Origin of the sequence: Hyphomicrobium sp. (genome assembly GCF_047600905.1) — a bacterium.
Lineage (GTDB): Bacteria > Pseudomonadota > Alphaproteobacteria > Rhizobiales > Hyphomicrobiaceae > Hyphomicrobium_B.
The window spans coordinates 3,442,033-3,464,265 of the sequence record NZ_JASGKD010000001.1; the positions used below are offsets into that span (position 1 = coordinate 3,442,033).

At 61.5% G+C, this 22,233-nt stretch carries 21 protein-coding genes; 12 read left to right on the plus strand and 9 right to left on the minus strand.

Annotation, left to right across the window (positions count from 1 at the left end):
- Positions 1–35 precede the first annotated feature (35 nt).
- Together QM780_RS16535 and QM780_RS16540 are read right to left on the minus strand one after the other, a co-directional pair.
- A complete protein-coding gene (locus tag QM780_RS16535; RefSeq protein WP_415071531.1) occupies positions 36–1,580 on the minus strand; it encodes a sensor histidine kinase in 1,545 nt (514 codons plus the stop codon).
- Positions 1,580–3,034, minus strand: a complete 1,455-nt coding sequence (locus QM780_RS16540; RefSeq protein WP_415071532.1) for a dihydrolipoyl dehydrogenase family protein — start codon at positions 3,032–3,034, stop codon at positions 1,580–1,582. The genes QM780_RS16535 and QM780_RS16540 overlap by 1 nt, the downstream gene beginning before the upstream one ends.
- Positions 3,035–3,365: 331 nt before the next feature.
- Between QM780_RS16540 and rpmH the strand changes: the two genes are divergently transcribed.
- From rpmH to yihA, 4 genes are all read left to right on the plus strand, one after another.
- Positions 3,366–3,500: a 50S ribosomal protein L34 gene (rpmH, locus tag QM780_RS16545; RefSeq protein ID WP_024275086.1), complete on the plus strand. Its 135-nt coding sequence runs from the start codon at positions 3,366–3,368 to the stop codon at positions 3,498–3,500.
- Between the two features lie 63 nt (positions 3,501–3,563).
- Positions 3,564–3,953: a ribonuclease P protein component gene (gene rnpA, locus QM780_RS16550; RefSeq protein ID WP_415071533.1), complete on the plus strand. Its 390-nt coding sequence runs from the start codon at positions 3,564–3,566 to the stop codon at positions 3,951–3,953.
- A 90-nt stretch (positions 3,954–4,043) separates the two neighbouring features.
- Complete coding sequence (yidC, locus tag QM780_RS16555; RefSeq protein ID WP_415071534.1) at positions 4,044–5,930, plus strand: membrane protein insertase YidC; 1,887 nt, start codon at positions 4,044–4,046, stop codon at positions 5,928–5,930.
- Between the two features lie 51 nt (positions 5,931–5,981).
- Positions 5,982–6,638: a ribosome biogenesis GTP-binding protein YihA/YsxC gene (yihA, locus tag QM780_RS16560; protein WP_415071535.1), complete on the plus strand. Its 657-nt coding sequence runs from the start codon at positions 5,982–5,984 to the stop codon at positions 6,636–6,638.
- 2 nt (positions 6,639–6,640) lie between these two features.
- On the opposite strand, the gene QM780_RS16565 is transcribed toward yihA, so the two are convergent.
- Positions 6,641–8,626 carry a Clp protease N-terminal domain-containing protein gene (locus tag QM780_RS16565; RefSeq protein ID WP_415071536.1) on the minus strand — a complete coding sequence of 662 codons (1,986 nt, stop codon included), beginning with the start codon at positions 8,624–8,626 and terminating at the stop codon, positions 6,641–6,643.
- A 293-nt stretch (positions 8,627–8,919) separates the two neighbouring features.
- Between QM780_RS16565 and argB the strand changes: the two genes are divergently transcribed.
- Both argB and QM780_RS16575 read left to right on the plus strand, forming a co-directional pair.
- The gene (argB, locus tag QM780_RS16570; protein WP_415071537.1) at positions 8,920–9,888 is read left to right on the plus strand and encodes an acetylglutamate kinase; all 969 of its coding nucleotides are present in this window, start codon (positions 8,920–8,922) and stop codon (positions 9,886–9,888) included.
- On the plus strand, positions 9,888–10,637 hold the full coding sequence (locus QM780_RS16575) for a pyrimidine 5'-nucleotidase (protein WP_415071538.1): 750 nt from the start codon (positions 9,888–9,890) through the stop codon (positions 10,635–10,637). Before argB ends, QM780_RS16575 begins: the two co-directional genes overlap by 1 nt.
- Before the next feature lie 39 nt (positions 10,638–10,676).
- Here the strand turns inward: QM780_RS16575 and QM780_RS16580 are convergent, their stop codons facing one another.
- Positions 10,677–11,435, minus strand: a complete 759-nt coding sequence (locus QM780_RS16580; RefSeq protein WP_415071539.1) for an SDR family oxidoreductase — start codon at positions 11,433–11,435, stop codon at positions 10,677–10,679.
- A 130-nt stretch (positions 11,436–11,565) separates the two neighbouring features.
- Here QM780_RS16580 and QM780_RS16585 point away from each other — a divergent pair, with 130 nt between their 5' ends.
- On the plus strand, positions 11,566–12,405 hold the full coding sequence (locus QM780_RS16585) for a zinc ribbon domain-containing protein (RefSeq protein ID WP_415071540.1): 840 nt from the start codon (positions 11,566–11,568) through the stop codon (positions 12,403–12,405).
- Between the two features lie 4 nt (positions 12,406–12,409).
- Here the strand turns inward: QM780_RS16585 and QM780_RS16590 are convergent, their stop codons facing one another.
- The 5 genes from QM780_RS16590 to QM780_RS16610 form a co-directional block, all read right to left on the minus strand.
- Positions 12,410–13,339, minus strand: coding sequence for a 3-hydroxybutyryl-CoA dehydrogenase (locus tag QM780_RS16590; RefSeq protein WP_415071541.1), 930 nt, complete (start codon positions 13,337–13,339; stop codon positions 12,410–12,412).
- Between the two features lie 30 nt (positions 13,340–13,369).
- Positions 13,370–14,314, minus strand: a complete 945-nt coding sequence (locus QM780_RS16595; protein WP_415071542.1) for an electron transfer flavoprotein subunit alpha/FixB family protein — start codon at positions 14,312–14,314, stop codon at positions 13,370–13,372.
- On the minus strand, positions 14,314–15,069 hold the full coding sequence (locus tag QM780_RS16600) for an electron transfer flavoprotein subunit beta/FixA family protein (protein WP_415071543.1): 756 nt from the start codon (positions 15,067–15,069) through the stop codon (positions 14,314–14,316). The genes QM780_RS16595 and QM780_RS16600 overlap by 1 nt, the downstream gene beginning before the upstream one ends.
- A gap of 327 nt (positions 15,070–15,396) precedes the next feature.
- Complete coding sequence (locus QM780_RS16605) at positions 15,397–15,978, minus strand: cob(I)yrinic acid a,c-diamide adenosyltransferase (protein ID WP_415071544.1); 582 nt, start codon at positions 15,976–15,978, stop codon at positions 15,397–15,399.
- A gap of 81 nt (positions 15,979–16,059) precedes the next feature.
- Positions 16,060–16,248: a twin transmembrane helix small protein gene (locus QM780_RS16610; protein WP_415071545.1), complete on the minus strand. Its 189-nt coding sequence runs from the start codon at positions 16,246–16,248 to the stop codon at positions 16,060–16,062.
- Between the two features lie 373 nt (positions 16,249–16,621).
- Between QM780_RS16610 and QM780_RS16615 the strand changes: the two genes are divergently transcribed.
- From QM780_RS16615 to QM780_RS16635, 5 genes are all read left to right on the plus strand, one after another.
- Positions 16,622–18,079 carry a murein hydrolase activator EnvC family protein gene (locus QM780_RS16615; RefSeq protein WP_415071546.1) on the plus strand — a complete coding sequence of 486 codons (1,458 nt, stop codon included), beginning with the start codon at positions 16,622–16,624 and terminating at the stop codon, positions 18,077–18,079.
- Entirely contained in the window at positions 18,079–19,518 is a 1,440-nt protein-coding gene (locus QM780_RS16620) for a S41 family peptidase (RefSeq protein ID WP_415071547.1), read from the plus strand. The genes QM780_RS16615 and QM780_RS16620 overlap by 1 nt, the downstream gene beginning before the upstream one ends.
- A gap of 104 nt (positions 19,519–19,622) precedes the next feature.
- Positions 19,623–20,159, plus strand: a complete 537-nt coding sequence (locus QM780_RS16625; protein ID WP_415071548.1) for an RNA pyrophosphohydrolase — start codon at positions 19,623–19,625, stop codon at positions 20,157–20,159.
- Positions 20,160–20,327: 168 nt separating this feature from the next.
- The gene (locus QM780_RS16630; RefSeq protein ID WP_415071549.1) at positions 20,328–20,861 is read left to right on the plus strand and encodes an RNA pyrophosphohydrolase; all 534 of its coding nucleotides are present in this window, start codon (positions 20,328–20,330) and stop codon (positions 20,859–20,861) included.
- A gap of 799 nt (positions 20,862–21,660) precedes the next feature.
- Positions 21,661–21,957 carry a hypothetical protein gene (locus tag QM780_RS16635; RefSeq protein WP_415071550.1) on the plus strand — a complete coding sequence of 99 codons (297 nt, stop codon included), beginning with the start codon at positions 21,661–21,663 and terminating at the stop codon, positions 21,955–21,957.
- The last annotated feature ends 276 nt before the right edge of the window (positions 21,958–22,233 follow it).

Below are 22,233 nucleotides of genomic sequence, written 5' to 3' on the forward strand. Positions count from 1 at the left end.
GTGGGCGACGACACCCCTGCCGCTTCGGAACAACCTCAATCGACGGGACGGTCGGGAAGTTCGATGCGGAAATCGGCGCCTTTGGTGCTATCGACGAGGGTCAAGGTGCCGCCGTGGGCCTGCACAAGTTCCGCGGCGATGACGAGGCCGAGGCCGGTGCCGCCCTTTTTTGTCGAAGCCTGAAACGCCTTGAAGAGGTTCTCGCGCGCTTTTTTCGGAACTCCGGCGCCATTGTCCATCACGTCGATGACGACCTTGCGGCCTTCACGATGCGCCGCGACGCGGACCTCGCCGTCGGTCTTGCCGTCGATGCTCTCGATCGCCTGAACGGCATTGCGGATGAGGTTGGAGAGGGCACGAAAGAGATGCTCGTGATCGGCGTCGACGAGAAGTGCCGGGTCGACATCGGCAACGAACATAACGGAGCCTTCGCGCGGTAGTCCCTGGCTGTCGGCCACCTCGTCGATGAGGGGCTTCAGCAGCATCAGTTCGCGTCGCGGTGCAGCTTCGGAAACGCCGCCGAACTGCAATGACGAATTGCAGAATTGAATGGCGCGATCGAGCGAGGCGATGAGCTTGGGGACGAAGCGCTGGACGGTCGGATCGGGGATGGCGACAAGGCGATCGGAGATCAGCTGGGCATTCGCGAGCATGTTGCGGAGATCGTGATTGATCTTGGAGACGGCCATGCCGAGTTGTGCGAGGCGATTTTTCTGAGCGAGCGAGTTCGAGAGCTGGCGCTGCATGCTGGCGAGTTCGCGCTCGGCGACGCCGATTTCATCGCGGCGGCCGGTGTCAGGCATAATGCGGCTTTGATCTTCGGGGTTCTCGGCGAAGTGCAGCATGTTGGTGGTGATCTGGGTCAACGGTTTCACGAACAGCCGGCTCAGCGCGAAATAAACAACGGCGGCCGTCAGCAGCGAAAGAATGATCGACAGCCAAAGGATGTTCATGCCGTAACGGATCATGGCGGCTTTCAGCGGCTCTTCCGGGATGACGATCTCGATCAGGCTGTTGTTGTCGGGACCGCTATGACCGATGACGCGAATTGTGCGATTGCTCGACAGAAGAGTCGTGACGGCATCCTTGGCCTGCTCGAAGCGCGTCGACAGGCTATCCCAGAAGGACGTCGGCTCGGGCGGAAGATAGTAGACGTAATCAATGGTGAGATCGCCGTCGGGCGGGAACACCAGGCGGCGTTCGCCGGCACTTCTGGATGCAATGGCCTTGACCTGTGCCGTGCGCAGAAGATCGGCGCGGAGAGCGGAGGGGATCTGGCCGCCCGGGAACGCGTCGGACGTCAGCGCCGCAAGCTGCGCTCCCGTCAAGCGTTCCTGCAGCCAAGTCACGCGATAGCTTGAAATCGACGGCAGGAAGATGAGTGCTTCGGCAACGAGGACGAAGATCGCCGTCAGCAGGATGAGTTTGACCGGCAGACCGCGGTTGGCCCAAAAGCGGGCAACGGCACGCCACGGCGCCCGGATGATGGAGACCATTCCCGTGGCGTTCTTGTTATCGTTATCGTTGCCGTTGAAAATCGCGCGCTGCACTGGACTGAGCATCTCCTCGGCGGAGATCATTAACCGAGCTTTGCGAGCAACGCGATGACTTTGCGCAAAACGGGGTTACTCGGGAGTGTTGCAAAGTAACGGATCGCGGCCCTTTTGTTGATCTCGGAAAATGTCGGATAGGGCGAGACCCATTGCGTCATCGCCTTGACGTTGAGGCGGTGGGAAATGGCCAGCGACCACATCTGGATCAGTTCGCCTGCTTCGGCGCCGACGATGGCAGCACCGAGGATACGGCCGCGCTTGGTCGTGACGACCTTGATATGTCCTTCGATCTTGCGTTCGATCTGCGCGCGATCATTCTCATGATAAGGCCAGCGCAGCACTTTGATGTGGCTGTAGGCAGCTTGCGCTTCCGTTTCGCTGAGGCCGACGCTCGCCAGCGCGGGTTCCGTAAAGATCACGCGTGGGACTGCGGCGCCTGCCGATCTGGCCGGGATACGGAAGAGCGAGCGGCGCAGCACGACGTCGGCCTGCTCCGCCGCAGCGTGGGCAAAGCGCGGACCACCCGCGGCGTCGCCGATGGCATAGACGCGCTTGTTGGTGGTCTTCAGGGCGGCATTAACTTTGATGATGTTGCCGGTGATTTTCACCCCGGCGGAGTCCAAGCCGAGGTCGGCGACATTGGCCTTGCGTCCGGCGGCGATAAGGATGGTGGTGCCTTCGAGGGTTTCGGCGCCAGCTATACCTTCGACATCGACGGCGATCTTGCCGATGGTGCCGGAGACTCGCTTGATGCGGGTGTTTTCGCGAAACACGATGCCTTCGGCAGCAAGCTGCGCGAGCACGACAACCGCAAGCTCGGGATCTTCATCTGCGAGAGCGCGGCCGGCGTCGATGATGGTGACCTTGGAGCCGAGGCGACGATGTGCTTGCGCAAGCTCGAGCGCGGTCGCGCCGCCGCCGATCACGATCAGATGTGCGATCGGTTTGTCGTTGTCGAAGATCGTCTCGTTGGTGAAGTAGGGAATGTCGGCAAGTCCGGGGATCGGCGGAATGATCGGCGATGAGCCGGTCGCGATCACGAAGCGGCGCGCGGAGATGCGATATTCGCCGGCGACGACAGTTGTCGGGTTTAGAAATTTGGCGGCCGCCGAAATCACTTGAATGCCCATGCCGCCGAAACGCTCGACCGTTGCATTGGGCGCGATACGAGCTATCACGCCCGCCATGTAGCGGTTGACTGCAGCATGATTGATCTGCGGTTCAACGCTCTCAATGCCGAAAGGCGATGCGGTGCGCATGTCCTGGGCGCGACGGGCTGCTGCGAGGAGCGCATTGGCGGGCACGCTGCCGTAATTGAGGCCGTCGCCTCCCATCTTGTGTTTTTCGATGAGGACGACGCGCTGGCCGAAAGCGGCTGCGGTGGTCGCGAGCGCAATGCCGCCGGAGCCTGCGCCGATGACGCAGAAGTCGGCGTCTAGTGTCTGCGGCGCTGGGGCCGGGCCGGCCATATCCTTGGGCATGCAAAATATCCGGAAATCGCGAACCGTTCGGATTAGATTAATGATGGCGCGGCGACTTTTCACTCCGCAGATCGGTCCTATCCCCTGCTGGAAAGGGATCGAGAGCGCATGTGATGCGGTTGCCGGCCCGGTTTTGACTGGATTCGGCGCCAGCGGCTCGTTGACTTGCCCTCGGGGGCCCACTATAAGGGCGCGAATTCCGGATACATGCGCAATCGGCTGGGGTTTTCGCCCAGGCGATGTGTTTTTGTAACACACGGAAAAATCAATGTAATTTGGCCGCCTTGCCGTCAACGGTTGGTGGCTTCAAGAGACCTGGACGGAGACTTCCGTGAAGCGCACATATCAACCGAGCCGCCTTGTTCGCAAGCGCCGCCACGGATTTCGCAAACGCATGCTGACGGCTGGTGGTCAGAAGGTTTTGGCGCGCCGTCGCGCGAAGGGTCGCAAGCGTCTTTCGGCCTAATCGGGTCTAACGCCTAGGCCCCGCTGTCCGCTTTGTGCGGCTCTGGAGGCTGTCATTCCTATTTTGCCCACTCTCAAGGCGCGATCCGAGTTTCTTGCTGTCCGTGGCGGCCGGCGGCAATCGACGCCGGCATTTCTGATCGAAATGCGCGAACGGCCCGCTGCAGCAGCGGTGCGCCGAGGCTCTCCGAGCGACGGGGGGCCGCGTTTTGGCTTCACAATCACAAAGAAAATCGGAAACGCCGTCACGCGGAATCGGATCCGGCGGCGCCTCAAAGAGGCATTCGCGGCCGAAACCCGGGATGCAAAGCTCGGCTCGTGCGACTATGTCATTGTCGCGCGGCAGGCGGCGCTCGAACGGCCGTTCGAGCTGCTTCGCCGCGACATTCATCGGGCGCTCGCCGCCTTGCAGGGCGGTTCGCCACCGCGGGCCGACAGAAAAGGGTCAGCGTGACCGGGTGTCCCCTTCCCTTTATCGCCAGTTTTCTCCATCCCTTCCGGGCAATAACAGGCCCCAAAAAGCCGACTTCGACTCGAGGATTTGATGAGCTCTCCTAGCGATCCAAAAGACCAGAATAACCTGATCATCGCCGTGGTGCTGTCGATCCTGGTGCTGATGGGCTGGCAATATTTCTTTGCCGCTCCGCAGATCAAGCAGCAGCAGGCCCGGCAGGAGTTCAACAAGCAACTCGACGCGCAGAACACCGGCAAGGCAACTTCCGAAAGTCCGCCGAACGTTGCAAACGCGCCGATCGCGACGCCGTCGGCTGCTGTGCCTGCAGCCGGTCAGCAGATTTCGACCGAGCCGCCGAAGTCGCGCGAAGAAATTCTGAAGATGACGCCGCGGGTCACGATCGACACGCCATCGCTCGAGGGTTCGATCGACCTCAAGACGGGACGCATCGACGATCTCATTTTAAGAAAATATCGGGAGACGGTCGATCCGAACAGCCCGATGGTGACGCTGCTGTCGCCGGCGGGATCGTTCGATCCCTATTTCGCGGAATTCGGTTGGGTGCCGCAGGTCGGTTCATCGATCAAGGTTCCCGACCGCGATACGGTCTGGCAGGTCGAAGGCGGCGCGAAGCTGACGCCCGAGACGCCGGTCACGCTCAATTGGGACAACGGCCAGGGCGTGATCTTCCATCGCACGATTTCGATCGACGACGACTACATGTTCAAGATCGTCGACGAGGTCGAGAACAAGACCAGCGGCGAGATCTCGCTGCTTCCTTACGCGCGCGTTCATCGCAGCGGGCATCCGCCATCGCACGTTTATTCAGTTTTGCATGAAGGTCTGGTCGGCGTTTCCGGCGATCACGGCCTGGTGGAAGATACCTACGCCGCGGCCGTCAAGGCGGGCGTGCCGAAGACGTTCGAGAATGTGGTCGGCGGCTGGCTCGGCATCACCGACAAATACTGGGCGACCGCTCTCGTTCCGAACCAGACGGCGCCTTATCGCGCGATGTATTCGGCGCTGCCTGCGCGCGATCCATCGGGCAGGGATGCGTTTCAGACCGATTATCTGCTCGGCGCGCTCGCCATTCCCGCGGGCGAACGCAAGGGCGTCGAAGGACATCTTTTTGCAGGCGCCAAGCAGGCGTCTTTGATCGACGGCTACGAGAAGGCGCTCAACATTCTGCGCTTCGACCGTCTGATCGACTGGGGCTGGTTCTACTTCATCACGCGCCCGCTGTTCCGCTTGATGGAGCTGATCAATGGCGTCGTGCACAACTTCGGCATCACCATTCTCATTCTGACCGTGATCGTGAAAGCGGCATTCTATCCGCTCGCGAACAAGCAGTACGAGAGCATGGCGCGCATGAAGAAGATGCAGCCGGAGATGGCGCGCATCAAAGAGCAGTACAAAGACGACCCACAGCGCCAGCAGAAGGAGATCTTCGAGCTTTACCGCAAAGAGAAGATCAATCCGCTGGCAGGCTGCTGGCCGATCCTGCTGCAAATCCCGGTGTTCTTCGCGCTCTATAAGGTGCTGTTCGTCACCATCGACATGCGTCACGCGCCGTTCTTCGGATGGATTCACGACCTGTCGGCGCCCGATCCGACGTCGATCTTCAACCTGTTCGGCTTGCTGCCGTTCCAGGCGCCGGACGTCTTTGGAATTCACCTCGGCGTCTGGCCGCTGATCATGGGCATGACGATGTGGATCCAGATGCAACTCAATCCGCCGCAGCCGGATCCGATCCAGCAGCAGATCTTTCAGTGGATGCCGGTGATGTTCACGTTCCTGCTCGGGAGCTTCCCGGCCGGCCTCGTGATCTATTGGGCATGGAGCAACACGCTCTCGATCTGCCAGCAGCTTTGGATCAACAAGAAGAACGGGGCCGAGATCCATCTTTTCGGCAATCTCAAGCGCGCGTTTGCGCCGCTGTTCCGATTATTCGGTGCGAGCGGCGGTTCCGAGAAATAGGCTTGGCCAAAGGCCCGGGTGAATTCCCGGGCTTTTGCATTGGATCGATCCATGGCGGATGAGGACATCTTTTCGGCCGACGCGATCGAGAAAGGCCGGCGGCTTTTTACGCGTGCCTGGACTTTTTCGCGCGGTACGCCCGATCTCGATCATCTTCCGCCCGATGACAGGCCCGAGATCGCATTCGCGGGGCGGTCGAACGTCGGCAAGTCGAGCCTGATCAATGCTCTGGTTGGGCAGCTGAGGCTGGCGCGCGCGTCGAACACACCGGGGCGGACGCAAGAACTCAATTTCTTCACCGACCCCAACGACGAACTCTATCTCGTCGACATGCCGGGCTACGGCTTTGCGGAAGCGCCGAAGGACAAAGTCGCGGCGTGGAACAAAGTGTTGCGCACGTATCTTGCCGGACGGCGGACGCTGCTGCGCGTTTTTCTGCTGATCGACGCGCGCCATGGGCTGAAACCGGTCGACGATGAAATCATGGCGCTACTCGACGGCGCGGCGGTGTCCTATCAGGTCGTGCTGACCAAGGTCGACAAGATCAGCAAGACCGATCTGGAAAAGGTCAGCGAAAACACGCGCAAGGTGCTCGCGAAGCATCCGGCGGCATTTCCGCAAATCCTGCTGACGTCGTCGGAGAAGGCATTGGGTTTCGAAGACCTGCGCGCGACCATCGCACAGCTTCTCGAGGCGCACGGCAGCTGACGCTAATGCCCGAACTTTTGCAGTAGCGTTTTTGCGATCGTCATGCCGGATTCGCCGAAGGTCGCGAGTGCGCCGCCGACGACGGCGGCAATCGTCCAGCCGATCAGGCGCATGATGGCGCGGCCGAGGTTGGCGCGAACCTTTACTTCCACGATCTGGTCGGGAAGCGCCGTTTCTGCGGCTACGCCATCAGCTCCGATGGTTCGCGCCGAAACGATGATCTGCAGATCGGACCAGCCGCGCGATTGCGGCGTGATCAGGAAGCGCCAGCTGGCGAAATCATCGCTTGAATAGCCGAGGTTGCTTTCGATCCATTGCGTTTCGGGCGAAGCGGACTCGATGAAGAAGCCGCCGTCGGGGGCGCGCAGGCGGACCGACATCGCACGCGTTATGGCGATCGGGTGCTGCCAAACCTGTCCGCCGCCGTCCATGCCTTCGGTCATCGATTTGATCGAGGCTTTGGCGATGCGGACCTCGGCACGCACGGTCTTGCCGACGCGCATCGCGCGCGGAATATTTTCGGCAAGCTGACCGGCTTCGACGTTTACCGACTTGGCGCGTTTGGGCGCTCGCCGCTGAAGCTGCGGTTGTGGCGGTTGCTGCTGGGTGGCGGGCGCGTTGACGGGCGCGCCGGGGCGGAAGCTCGGGTCCTGGCCGAGGTTGGGGCGTGGGGCCTGAATGCCTGCCGATGAAGGCGCGGCGATCGGGCCGGGCACAGAAAGGCTCGGGCCATGCGGTCCGAATTGCGGTTGCGCGCCCGGTGGAGGCGAAGGGGACGCAGGCGAAGGGCCTGTCTGCCGAGGCTGTACGCTCGCGGGACCGCCAAGTCCCGGCGCGGGCGGGATCGGGGGCGGCTGAATGCGTGACGGCTGCGGGCGCGGCGGCAGATCGAACATCTCGCGCGGAGGCGCTGGCGGAGGAGGAGCCGCATTCGCTCCCGTGCTCGGGCCGGAGGGGTGTGGTGCTCCCGGGAACGGCAGCGGGTAAGCGCCGGGATCCGGCCGCGCGCCGCCGGGCGGAGCGTACTGCGCCGGGCGCGGTGGCAACGGTAGCGTCGGCTCCTGAGGGAAGGCCGTTCGTTCCGGAGCCGGCGATGGATGCGGTACGATGGGCGATCTCGGTTCGGCCGGTGCCGAGGGAGCCGGATACGGCTGCTGCGCGCTGGGTTCCGCTACCGGCGCCGCTGGTCGTGGCGGTTCGCTTCGCGGCGGCTCGGTTTTGGGCGCGGGTGATGGTTCGACCGGCGCATGTTCGGGCGGAGCCGCACTTGGAAGAGCTGCATCATTATTCGACCCACCGCGAGAGATGTCGGCGTCGAAGGGAATTTGCGGAAACGATGGGTCCGGGACATGTGCCTCGGGCATCGGCACATGAGGCGGCGGGGCCGCAGGCATCGGCGGTTCCGGCGGTACCGGCCGCGGCATGTCCTTCATGATCTCGCGCAGCGATGGGGCGGAGCGGGACTGGACGCGCTCGCGGGCCCGCGCCAGGACTTCGTCGGCGACTGGAGGCTGCGGTTGCGGTGCCTCACGGGGCGGTGCGAGCGCCGCCTGCAAGGCGCGAATGGCATTCTCGAACGTCAATCCGTGGGCTTCGAGGATCTGGGCCGCGACGCTGCGGGCGTCTCCGACGATGGCGGCAAGCACGATGGCGCCATTGATGTCGCGACGGCGGCTTCCTCTCGCGGCGGCGGCCGCTGCCTCAAGGATACGCCGGACTTCGACCGATACGCCGAGGGAATCTCCGACTGCGGGCATCGGCCCGGCATTTTGCGTCAGGCGGGCGATGACGTCGTCTTTGATCCGCTCGCGGTTGATATGGCTGGCGTCGAGGACAGCCAGCGCGTCGGGATCGTCGCAGAGGGCGGCGAGCAAATGCTCGAGCGTGACCTCGCCGGCGCCGGTCTCGCCCGCAAGCTCGGCGCCGCGCGCGAGCGTCGCCGCGAGCTCCGACGACATCGGGATCTGCGCAATCTCTGGTGCCGTCACGCCCACGACATCTCCTGAAACGAAGGCCAAGACGGGCAGGACTGGCCAGGACTTATTTATTACAGCGTGGCGAAAACACAGCCGTATGGCAAGGTTATAGCAGCGAGTCGGCCGTTGGCAGGGCGAGAATGGTTTTCGTCCCCAGACGCCGGGCGTTTGCCTGCGTCAGGACCGCCCCGAAGGGCTCCCGGCCGGGGAAATCCGTTGAGGCCCGCTGCCGAGAAGCTATAAGACCGCGACAAGCTGCCCGGCGCCCCGCCGGGGCGACCCATATTGGTGATAAGGGGAAACTCGTGACGTCAGCGAAAAGCCTGTCTGAAAAAGCCGCAGTGACTCAGCCCTCCGCCCCGGCCGAGGCGCCGCTGACCGCGCACCAGCAGGCGCGCATCCTGGCGGAGGCTATTCCTCACCTTATCGATTATGACGAAAAGACCGTCGTCATCAAATTCGGCGGCAACGCCATGGGCGACGATGCGCTGTTCAAGGCGTTCGCCCAGGATATCGTCTATCTGAAGCAATCGGGCATCAATCCGATCGTGGTTCACGGTGGCGGGCCGCAGATCGGCAGCATGCTGCAGAAGCTCGCCATCAAGTCGGACTTCGTGCATGGCCTGCGCGTCACCGATAAGCCGACGGTCGAAGTGGTCGAGATGGTGCTTTCCGGAAAGATCAACAAGGAGATCGTGTCGGCGATCAACCAGCAGGGCGGCAAGGCAGTCGGCATCTCGGGCAAGGACGCCAACCTGATGATCGCGAAGAAGATCACGGAAATGCCGGACCCGCAGTCGAACATCATGAAGAATGTCGACATCGGGTATGTCGGCGATCCGCTGGAGATCAATCCGCACATCGTCGAGGTGATTTCGAAGTCCGATCTCATTCCCGTCATTGCGCCGGTTGCGATCAGCCGCGAAGGCGAGACGCTCAACGTCAACGCCGATACATTTGCTTCGGCGCTGGCGGCGCGCATGCAAGCCAAGCGCCTGCTGCTGCTGACCGACGTCAGCGGCGTCCTGGATGAAAACAAGACCCTCGTTCCGAGCCTTTCGATCGACGAAGCGCGGGCGATGATCAAGAGCGGCGCCATCTCGGGCGGCATGATCCCGAAGATCGAGGGCTGCATCGAGGTCGTCGAAGCGGGCGTCGAGGGCGTCGTCGTGATCGACGGGCGGGTGCCGCACTGCGTGCTGCTCGAACTCTTCACCGAGCACGGCGTCGGCACGCTGGTGAAGCGCGCCGAACGCAAGAAGGGCAAGGCCTGATGGCGGAAATCGCGGGAGCGACGGACGTGCCGCGCACGACTGCCGCCCGGCGTGGCTTCGATCATATCGAAGCGTGGATATTCGATCTCGACAATACGCTTTATCCGGCGTCCTGCGATCTCTTCGCGCAAGTCGATCGGCGCATGAGCGGCTATATCGCCAAGACGCTCGGGGTTCCGCGGGAACACGCGCGGCACTTGCAAAAAGCCTATTACCGGCAATTCGGCACCACGCTTGCGGGGTTGATGAAGGTGCACAAGCTGCCGCCGGGGCCGTTTCTCGAATACGTTCACGACATCGACATTTCGGTGGTGCCGGAGCTGCCGGATCTGGCAGCGGCGATCGCGGCGCTGCCGGGGCGGCGGCTGATCTTCACCAACGGTTCGCGGCGGCACGCGGAGAACGTAGCGCGCAAGCTCGGCGTGCTGCATCTTTTCGAAGACATCTGCGATATCGCCGCGCTCGACTACGTGCCGAAGCCCGATCCGCAAGCCTTCGACAAGATGCTGGAGCTGCATGGCTTACCGGCGGCAAGAGCGGCGATGTTCGAAGATATGCCGCACAATCTCGAACCGGCATCGACGCTCGGAATGACGACCGTGCTCGTCCATTCCGATTACATCGATCATCCGGCGCAGCTCAAGGTCCGCGAATGGCGGGAATTACCGGAGCACATCCACTATCTCACGCGCGATTTGACGGGATTTCTCTCGACGGAAGTGACGGCGAAGTCGTCACAGTCCCTCTGACGTCATCCCGGCGAAGGCCGGGATGACGGCGGGTTTGGCTTACCCGCGCCCGATGAACGGCATCGTCGTTGCCATCAGCGTCATCGACTGAACGTTGGCGTCGAGCGGCAAGTTGGCGATGTAGAGGACCGCGTCCGCCACGTGGGAGACATCGAAGCGCGGTTCGACCATGCTCGTGCCGTTGGCTTGCAGAATGCCGCTGCCCATTTTCGCCGTCAGGTCGGTCGCGGCGTTGCCGATGTCGATCTGGGAACAGGCGATGTTGTCGGCGCGGCCGTCGAGCGACAGCGATTTGGTCAGGCCAGTGATGGCGTGTTTCGTCGCCGTGTATGCGACCGAAAAGGGTCTCGGCACCTGAGCAGAGATCGAGCCGTTGTTGATGATGCGGCCACCCTTGGGGGTTTGCGCTTTCATCATGCACACGGCTTCGCGGGCGCACAGAAAGCATCCTGTCAGATTGACGTCGACGACGCGCTGCCACTCGGCAAGCGAAAGCTCGTCGATCGGCACGCCCTGGGTAAACGTGCCAGCATTGTTGAAAAGAAGATCGAGGCGGCCGAACGCTTCGCCCGTTGATTTGAAAGCGGCCGTGACCGCCGATTCGTCCGCGACATTGGCGGGGGCGACAAGGAATTTTCCGCCTTCGGGCGACCCGGCGCTGGCGGTTTTTTGCAACTCTTCGGCGCGCCGGCCGACGAGCGTGACGTCGAAGCCATTGGCCTGAAGTTTCAATGCCACTGCGCGTCCGATACCGGAACCCGCACCCGTCACCAGCGCGACGCGCTTCGTTTGAACCATGTTTCAATTCCGCATCGGTTTTTCCGTGGAAAGGCTGCATATCGTGGAACGTCCGAACACGCCAGTTTCTGCCGTCATTTGCGCGTGGTAGAAGGGCCGATCGGAGCGGCGCATTCGGGGGTTCGCGGCCATGACCGAAGCAGGTTTGGGATCGGGAGCAAATGCCGGGACGGCGGCCGCGCGATTCTGCTCGAATTGCGGGACGGCGCTGGAGGGGAAATTCTGCATCGCTTGCGGGGCCCCGGCGGCAGAGGTGTCGCCTTCGCCGCAGCGCGTCTCGGAAGGTTGGGGCGGACTGACCTCGGAGTTTATGAATTCACGCGGGCGAAACGGCGTGCTGGCGGTCGCGCTGTCGTTTCTGCGCCATCCGATCGATACGATCATCCGCTTGACCGACGATCCGAGCTATCGGGGGCAGTGGGGTTTCCTGACGGCAACGGTCGGCACGCAGTTGACGCTGACATTCGTCATCCTGCCGCGCCTTTATGCGATCCTGCTCAATTTACAGAGTACGGCCGATAGTTCCGAGGTCGTGCGCAACGAGATCGTGCAGTACGTCGGCATGGCGATCCTGACGCCGATCCAATACTATATTTGCCGTGCGCTCGGAACGCAGCGGCGGTCGCCGATGTCTTACGTCAAGCTGTGCGTGCTGAGCGTCAGCTATGGGGCGCTGCTTTGGATCAGCGTTTCTCTGATCTTTTTCGCGGTGACGATCGGTCTTCTCAAAAACCAGATCTTTTTCGACTTCCAAGCGTTGTGGGAATCGCTGTCGGTTTTGGCGCTGCTCGGAATTTTAATTTTCGTGACCGCGGCTCACAAGCGGTTCTGGGGGATGTCGTGGCCGATCGCAATCGGCGTCACGCTTTTCATTGCGGCGATGTCGTGGTTCGTCGTTTACCCGGGCCTCGGCGCGCTCATTACGCACGGCGGTGTCGCGGGGGTTATGAGCAGCTTGACGGGCGGCTGAAGACTTATCGGGTCGGAACCGGCTTCTCGCCGCGATAATCGTAGAAGCCGCGCTTGGTTTTGCGGCCGAGCCAGCCGGCCTCAACGTATTTCACCAGAAGCGGACACGGGCGGTATTTCGAATCCGAAAGCCCTTCGTAAAGCACCTGCATGACGCTCAGACAGGTATCGAGGCCGATGAAATCGGCGAGTTCGAGCGGTCCCATCGGATGGTGGGCGCCGAGCTTCATCGCCTTGTCGATGGCTTCGACGGTGCCGACGCCTTCATAAAGCGTGTAGACGGCCTCGTTGATCATCGGCAGCAGGATGCGATTGACGATGAAGGCCGGGAAGTCCTCCGATACCGCCGTCGTCTTGCCGAGGCTTTCGACGAACACCTTCGCGGTCGAGAAAGTCTCATCTTCGGTGGCAATGCCGCGGATCAATTCGACAAGCTCCATGACCGGCACCGGGTTCATGAAGTGCATGCCGATGAAATCTTCCGGTCGATCGGTGTTCGACGCGAGCCGCGTGATCGAGATTGACGACGTATTGGATGCGAGCAGCGCGGTCGGTTTCAGGTGCGGACAAAGCGCGGAGAAGATTTTGTTCTTCAGCGCTTCGTCTTCGGTCGCCGCCTCAATGACGAGATCGCAGTCCCCGAATGCTTCCATCGTCGGCGCGAACGTGATGCGCTCGAGCGCCTGGTCGCGCTTTTCCTCGGTGATGACGCCTTTTGAGACCTGGCGCGCCAGGTTCTTGGTGACGGCTTCGATGCCCTTGTCGAAGGATTCCTTTTTCAGGTCGTTGAGGGCCACCGAGTAACCCGAAAGCGCGGCGACGTGGGCGATGCCGCTGCCCATCTGGCCGGCGCCTATGACACCGACTTTGCTGATCGTCCGGGCAGGCTGGACGCCGACCTTGCCTTTTTCCATCAGCCTTTGAGCTTGCGACATGAAAGCGTGTCCTCGCGGGTCAGGTGTTTGTCAGCGTCCGGCTTTCTGCAGTTCGGCATCGAGCTCGGGCAGCGCCTGGAAGAGATCTGCGACGAGCCCATAGTCGGCAACCTGAAAGATCGGCGCGTCGCCATCCTTGTTGATCGCGACGATGACCTTCGAATCCTTCATGCCGGCGAGATGCTGAATGGCACCCGAAATGCCGACGGCGATATAGAGGTCAGGGGCGACGACCTTGCCAGTCTGGCCGACCTGCCAATCGTTCGGCACGAAGCCGGCATCGACGGCGGCACGGGATGCGCCCATCGCGGCGCCAAGCTTGTCGGCGACAGGCTCTATGTATTTGGTGAAGTTTTCGCCGTTGCCCATGCCCCGGCCGCCGGAAATGATGATTTTTGCGGACGTCAGCTCAGGCCGATCGGACTTCGACAGCTCGGCCTTTTCGAACGTCGAGATTCCAACTGCGGCGGGAGCCGAAATCGTTTCGACGGCGGCGGAGCCGCCTTCCGGCGCGGCGGCAAACGCCGCAGTCCGCGCGGTGATGACCTTCGTCGCTTCGGGCGACTGAACCGTTTGGATGGCGTTGCCGGCGTAGATCGGCCGCTCGAACGTGTCGGGCGAGATGACCTTGGTGATGTCGGAGATCTGCATCACGTCGAGCTTGGCGGCGACACGCGGCAGCACGTTCTTGCCGTAGGCGGTCGCGGCGGCGACGATTGCCGAATAATCCTTCGCAATCGACAGGATGAGAGCCGCCACTTCTTCGGCGAGGCCGTTGGCCAGCTGAGGGGCGTCCGCGACGAGAACCTTGGAGACGCCGGCAAGCTTGGCTGCGGACTCGGCGGCGCTACCAACGTCGGAGCCAGCAACCAGGATGTGAACGTCTCCGCCAAGGTCCTTCGCCGCGGAAAGGGCTTTTGCAGTGGCGGGTGCGAGGCTAGCGCCGTTGAGGTCGGCGAGGAGAAGTGTCGTCATTAAAGAACTCCCGCTTCGCTTTTCAGCTTCTCGACCAGCTCTGCAACGCTGCCGACCTTGACGCCTGCTTTGCGCGTCGCCGGTTCGGCGGTCTTCAAAACTTTGAGCCGGGGGGCGATATCGACGCCAAGGTCTTCCGGCTTCTTGACATCAAGCGGCTTCTTCTTGGCCTTCATGATGTTCGGCAACGAGGGATAGCGCGGTTCGTTCAAGCGCAGGTCGGTCGTCACGATGGCCGGTAGCTTGAGCTTGATGGTTTCGAGGCCGCCGTCGACCTCGCGCGTGACCGACAGCGATCCAGATTCGGGGACAACCTTTGACGCGAATGTGCCCTGCGGCCAATCGAGCAGGCTTGCGAGCATCTGACCGGTCTGATTGCTGTCGTCATCGATGGCCTGCTTGCCGAGGATGACAAGTTCGGGTTTTTCGGCTTCGACGACCGCCTTCAAGAGTTTGGCAACGGCAAGCGGCTCGACGATGGCGCCTTCGGGCACCTCGATCAGGATGGCGCGGTCGGCGCCGATGGCGAGGGCGGTGCGCAGCGTTTCCTGAGATTTGGCCGATCCGACCGATACGACGACGACCTCTTGGGCGCCGCTCTTTTCCTTGAGGCGCACGGCCTCTTCGACGGCAATTTCATCGAACGGATTCATCGACATCTTGACGTTTGCCAGGTCGATTCCGGAGCCGTCCGGCTTGACGCGAATTTTAACGTTGTAATCAACGACGCGCTTTACCGGCACAACAATCTTCATGCCTTTCGCCAGAGTTCTGGCGCTCCCCTGTTTGTTGTTTCCCGCGCTTCGGACGAACGCGGGTTTCTTTGCAGTGCAACTTCGCGCGCCCGGGCCGGGCGGCATGCGCCCATGCCGTTTTGATTTCGGCATAAAACGCGCAATTTTTGCAACTGCGAAGAGCGAAAGCTACGGGTGGGTTTTGTTCGAGTCAATCGTCGCGTGCGTCGCGGTGGGGGTGAAAACGAGCATTCCCGGTTAAGTCTTTCGCCTAACCGACCCGGCACGTCTCTCGGGATATTGCCGGAGTTGGCCTCAGGGTTCCGGGGCGAGCATCGGCCGCGGCGATCAGCGATTTTTACCGGGCACCCACAGGATATCGCCTTTGCCGCGGCCGTTGACGTAACGGCTTGCGACAAACAGGAAATCGGACAGGCGGTTAATGTATTTGAGAGCCGGCGGACTGACCGTTTCGCCGGGCTCGTTCGACAGCTCGACCATCAGCCGCTCGGCGCGGCGGGATACCGTCCTGGCGATGTGCAGGGCCGCCCCTGTGGGGGTGCCGCCGGGAAGAATAAAGGATCGCAGGGGATCGAGTTCCGCATTCATCAGATCGATCTCGGATTCGAGCCGGGACACCTGCGCGTCGGCGATGCGCAGCGGTTCGTAGGGCAATTTTTGCCCCTTATCCGGGACGCAGAGGTCGGCGCCGAGATCAAACAAGTCATTCTGGACGCGAAGAAGCATGGCATCGACGTCCGGATCGCTTCCGGCCAAGTGGGTGCGGGCGACGCCAACGGCGGCGTTGGTTTCATCGACCGTGCCGTAGGCCGCAATCCGCGACGAGGTCTTGGATACGCGCTCGCCGGTTCCGAGCGCGGTCGTGCCGGCGTCTCCGGTCTTGGTGTAGATGCGGTTCAGTACGACCATGTCTCTGGACCTGGATTTATCTCATTCAGCCTAAATGGCGTGGCCGAGGCTGTTTTGGAGCCGCGCTGCCCACGTCGGCCATTAGTGGGTCACAATGACGTAGGCAAGAATAATGAGAATCGCGACGAATTGGAGCCCGACGCGCCAACGCATCAATTTTTGGCTGAGGTTGGGGCTGGTGCCCTTCATCATGTTCCACAGGCCCCACAGCAGAACGAAGAGCACGGCGAAAACAGCAACAGTCGTGGCATGATAGAGAAACGTTTGCATCGGGGTGTTCCGGGGCCAAATCGATTGTTTTGCTTAAGCCTTTCAGGGGGGCACCGCAATTGTGATGTCGCAACGGCCGATAAAACCCTCCGAGGGCGAACCATTACGCATTTGAAATTTGCTCTCCGCTCGAAATCCCTTAATTTTTTCGACGCATCATTCGCAGATCCGGTTTCGAGGCGGGCGGCATCCGTTCTTTCCGGCGTCATGCGCCCATCGGCTTGAGGCTTCGTGTCAGAGAACAAACCCGCCTTGCGCTTTCTGCGTTCCCGCTCCGGCGATGCCGGCGGATGCATGCGCTTCGCAGGTATCCTGGCGCTGTCGATTGCCTTCAGTCCGACGCTGGCCGTCGCCGAGGATGCGGTGCCGACCGATGCCGATTTCGGCCAAGCGCATTCTGCAAGAGAAGAAGCACGAACTCGACGTCAATGCCGCCAAGGAGCTGACGATCCAGTCGGACGTGGCGCAGCTCGACGCCGAGCGCGAGCGTTTGAACGAACGCTTGATCGACACGGCCGGCCTCATTCAGCGCAGCGAAGGTCAGATGACGGCGATCGAAGGCCGTTTGTCGGAACTCGAAGAGCAAGACCGCATCGTGCGCGGATCGCTGGCGCAACGGCATGGCGAGATCGCGACGCTTCTGAGCGCCTTGCAGCGTATGGGCCGCAATCCGCCGCCCGTTCTCGTGACGCGACGCGAAGATGCTCTTAAGATGGTTCGCAGCGCCATGCTGCTGGCGTCGGCGTTTCCCGATCTCAGGGATCAGGCGCTCGCTCTGGGCACGCAGCTTAGCGATCTGCAGCGCGTCATGAGCAATATCCGCACCGAGGGTGCTCGGCTGCAGGCGGAGACCGACCGGCTCAATGAAGCGCGGACCCGGCTCGCCAGTCTGATGGAAGCGAAAAAGCTTTCGCTTCAGGATCGCCAATCGCAGCTGGTGGCGGTGCAGGAAGAGTCCCGCAAGATCATGACGGGCGCAAAGAACCTCTCGGATTTGATCGGAAAGCTCGACGCGGCCGTAACGGAGAAGACCGGGCTTGGCGCTTACGACGACGAGCTGAAGAAGCGGCACGAGGCCGAGGGCATCAAAGCCGCGTCGGCGGCTCAAGCTTCGGGGCCGCAGACGATTTCGCCTCCGCCGCTTGAAGATACTGCGTCCAAGGTCGCCACTGCGGCAAGCAGTGGAAATCAACAGGCCGCCAACGCGCCGCCGCCCTCCGCTCCGGCTCCAAAAGCGGCGCCTGCCGCCGCTCCGGCAACGAACGTGGCTGCAGCGGAGGCGGGATCACCTCCGGCACCGACCTCGATCGGTGGACAAAAGGTTGCGATGGTGGAACTCGAGCCTGCCGGCGCGTCGCTCGTGCCGGGAAGTCCGGGCCGTATCAAGCCTGCCATTCCATTTTCCGACGCACGCGGCAAACTGCCGTTACCGGCACAGGGCCGGCGCGCTCTGGCATTCGGCGAACGGACGCAATTTGGCGGGCAATCCAAGGGAATCGTCGTAGAGACGCGCTATTCCGCCCAAGTTACGGCACCATGTGATGGCTGGGTGGTGTACGCTGGAGAATTCCGCAGCTATGGCCAACTCTTGATCATTAATGCCGGCGACGGCTATCATGTTCTGCTCGCGGGGCTATCCCAGATCGATGTCCAGCCCGGACAGTTCGTCCTGACCGCCGAGCCTGTCGGTACAATGAGTGGTGGACAAAAGAATTCATCGTCCGCGGCACCAGTAAGCGGACCGGTATTATACGTTGAATTTCGTAAAGATGGACGTCCTATCGATCCCGATCCCTGGTGGGCATCAGGTCAGCAGAAGGTACAAGGCTAATGCGCAAGACAGACTATGCATTCTGGACATTCCTGCTGATGACGGGTTTGGCCGGGGCGACAACGCTCCTCAACGTCACCCAGACCTATTCAGCGACGTCGTCGCAGAATTCCGAGCTTTATAAGCAGCTCGATCTGTTCGGCGACGTGCTCGAACGCGTGCGGTCGGATTATGTCGACAAGCCCGACGATACGGCGCTGATCGAATCGGCGATCAACGGCATGCTGTCGTCGCTCGATCCGCATTCGTCCTACATGAGCCCAAAGAACTTCCGCGACATGCAGGTGCAGACGCGCGGCGAGTTCGGCGGACTTGGCATCGAAGTCACGATGGAGAACGGCGTCATCAAGGTCGTCTCGCCGATCGACGATACGCCTGCGGCGAAGGCCGGACTGCAAGCCAATGACCTCATCACGCATCTCGACAACGAAGCGATCTCCGGGCTGACACTCGAACAGGCGGTCGAAAAGATGCGCGGTCCGGTCAATACGCCGATCACGCTGACGGTCGTGCGCAAGGGCAAGGACGAGCCGTTCGACGTCAAGGTCGTGCGTGACGTGATCCGCATCAACCCGGTGAAGTTCAGCACGCAGGGCGATGTCGGGTACGTCAAGATTTCGACGTTCAACGAGCAGACGCACGCCAATCTGGTGAAGGCGATTGAAAGCCTCGACAAGCAGATCGGCCCGAATATGAAGGGCGTTATCATCGATCTTCGCAACAATCCCGGCGGTCTTCTCGATCAGGCAATCGCGGTTTCCGACGACTTCCTCGAGCAGGGTGCGATCGTTCTGACCAAGGGCCGGAACAACGAAGAGACGCAGCGGGCGAACGCCCGGCCGGGCGATATCTCGGACGGCAAGAAGATCGTCGTGCTGATCAACGGCGGATCGGCTTCGGCGTCCGAAATCGTGGCGGGCGCACTGCAGGATCATAAGCGCGCCACCGTCATCGGCACGCGTTCGTTCGGCAAGGGCTCGGTGCAGACGATCATCCCGCTCGGCGCCAACGGAGCCATCCGTTTGACGACCGCTCGCTACTACACGCCGTCGAACCGTTCGATCCAGGCCAAGGGCATCGATCCGGATATCAACGTCGCGGAAGCGGTGCCGGACGATCTGAAGGACAAGATCGCAGCCGAGAAGCCGCGCGGTGAAGCGAGCCTTCGCGGTCACCTCAAGAACCCGGATGGCACGGACCAGACCAAGGATGACGACCTTGGTGAACCGTCGGGCTCGCCTTCGTTCGTGAACAAGGACGTCGATAAGGATACGCAGTTGCAGTACGCGATCTCGTTCCTCGACGGCAAGGCGAAGGGTCCGGAGACGTCGAGCGCGACGCCGCCGGATGCGCCGGCAGCCAAGCCTTCGACCGACGGCGGTGACAAGAAGGTGCCGGTCCCGTCTTCGGACGACGACAAGAAGGTGACGCCGAACTGAGGCGGAAGCCTTAGATGTTCCAGTCGTTTTATTGAATGGAGGGCGCCCTTATCGGCGCCCTTCGTGCTATCGACGAGCCGCGATCAACAGCCGAGACTTTGCCGATGACCAAGCCATCGAAATCGAGCGTCCACGCCAGCGATCTGCCGTATCGGCCGTGCGTCGGCCAGATGGTCATCAACGCGGACGGGCTTGTCTGGGTCGGACGCCGGGCCGATCTTCCGGGCGACGCAGAGGGACGCGGGACCTGGTGGCAAATGCCCCAAGGCGGAATCGATCCGGGCGAAGATCCAGCCGTCGCGGCGCGGAGGGAGCTTTTCGAAGAGACGGCGATGGTGTCGGTGGAACAGGTCGCCGCGCTCTCGGACTGGGTTACCTACGATCTTCCGGCCGAATTGATCGGCGTGGCCTGGGGCGGGCGCTATCGCGGCCAGAAGCAGATGTGGTTTGCCTACCGGTTCACGGGCGCTGAAAGCGAAATCAACATCACCCCAGCGGCCGCGGGGCTGCATGCCGAATTCGCGGAGTGGCGCTGGGTTCGGGCCGGCGAGCTTCTCGATCTGATCGTGCCGTTCAAGCGCGACGTGTACCGGCACGTGCTCGACGAATTCGCACCGCTGGCTCGTCCTTTCGGCGGATAGCACAGCGGCCGGTGCTGCTTTTTGAGCCGCATCCTGCCTCAAAATAGCTCTTGAGGTGGTTCTGACTGTATATATGACAGTCTAATGTCATATGGATGCTACGAATTTCTGTAGACTAGCGAATCAGGGGCGACCCTGATCGGAATGCCATAACGGATCAACTGACGGATGACGTTGCTGACCACTGCATCGAGCCTGTCGCCCGGCGGGCTGCCGTTTCGAATCTGCGTCGGCATCATGCTGCTCAATCGGGATGGTTTGGTCTGGGTCGGCCGCAGACGTCCGAAGTGGGCCGGCGAGGGCCAAGATCATATCTGGCAGATGCCTCAGGGCGGGATTGAGAAATTCGAAGCGCCACGAATTGCAGCGCTGCGGGAGCTCAGGGAAGAGACGGGCGCCACGCACGTCGAGGTGCTCGCCGAACATCCCGAGTGGTTGAGCTACGAGCTTCCTTCGCACTTGCTCGGCGTGGCGCTCAAGGGGCGCTATCGCGGCCAGCGGCAGAAGTGGTTTGCGATGCGCTTCCTCGGGGACGACAGCGACATCGACATTTCGGCCAAAGGCGAGACCAAGGCCGAGTTCGACACCTGGCGCTGGGCACCGATCGAGACGGTGCCAAATCTGATCGTGCCTTTCAAACGCGGGATATACGATCGCGTGACGTCCGACTTCGCCTATCTGGCGCGGCCCCAGCCAAAGTGACAGGCAGTCACGTCCGTTTCAACGCCGACTGGGACGGACGCCGGTATAGGGGCTTCCGAACCGGCCGTAAGTCGCTGCCGGATTGCTATAGTTGGGCACGCGGCCGGGGTACATCGGCGTTGGCGTAGCTACGTTTCCGGATACACCGTTAGGCTGGCCTGAATTGCTCGACGGGGTGCGGATGATTGATTCCGTTCCGCCCTGAGGCTGCGGGCTGACGCTCTGCTGCGCCCAGACCGGCGCCGCGCTCGCAAGCAACGCCGCCATCGCCGTCAATATGTGTTTTTGCATCTTAATGCTCCGGCTGATCGGCCGCGAGACCGCCTAGCTATGAGGCACATAAGTATTTCGCTTGGCGCCACAAGAAGGGTCGCCGGCCGCCCCGGGTCGCTTCAACTGCCTTAGCGTGCGACGCCGCACGTCAGCGAACGAGAAAAAGCGCACATGTCGCCAAGGCCACCACGACGACGCACATTACCGTCAGCAGGAACGGCGAACTGGCGGGTGGTTTCGGGCGGTCGTCGGAAGGGTCAGGAATTCGGCTCATTGATTCTGTCGGATTCGAAATGGAATTAAATTGAGTAGGGTAGAAACTTTACGCGAAGTTTCAGTAATTTGTGCGCAAAGTGCTCTGCTAGTTGAGGATTCCTTAAAATTCGCGGGCTTGTTAAACGAATCCGCAAGAGGCCAATCAGTATCATTCAAATAACGTATGAGAGTGACCGATCCGTTTGAAAAAGTGGACTTTTTCTCGTACTTTGATGGCAGAAAAACGCGCAAAGCCTGAGGAGCATCAGACATGCAGGGTCATCGCAGATTCCAGTGCGGTCGCCTGCTGATTGTGCTGGTCGGATTGGGGATTGCCTTGTACGGGCGTATCGCAATTGCAGATTCCGTTCCCGAAAGCATCCGTATTCAAGAGCAGGCTGAAAAAGCCTACGAAACCGCGCCGGTTGTTCCGATCGAACGGGGCAATGCGCATCACCGGGAGCAGATGAAAGACGACGGCACGGATGGCTCCGGTTACGACGGTTATGTGCCGCAGGCCGCGCCGCCTCCACCGGCCGACGAACGGCGCGACGATAAGGCCAAATAAGCGAAAGAGACGGCCACCGAACGGCGCCTCTACAACGCATGGCCATTGGGCCAAGAGCTTAAAATCCCGAATATCTGCTGAACGCGGCTTAAACGGCACTGTGCTTATCATGCCTACTGTCGACCTAGTGGGAGGGTTTGCGTTGTCTCCGGCCGCACAGCAAAAGCGCCGACGCGTTCTGGTGGAGGTTTCGCCTTCGCTCAGCGAACGATTGCGGCTGTTTGTGCATAGGCTGAGACACCCCCGCGACGGCTGGCTGATGAGACGGCATCTCGA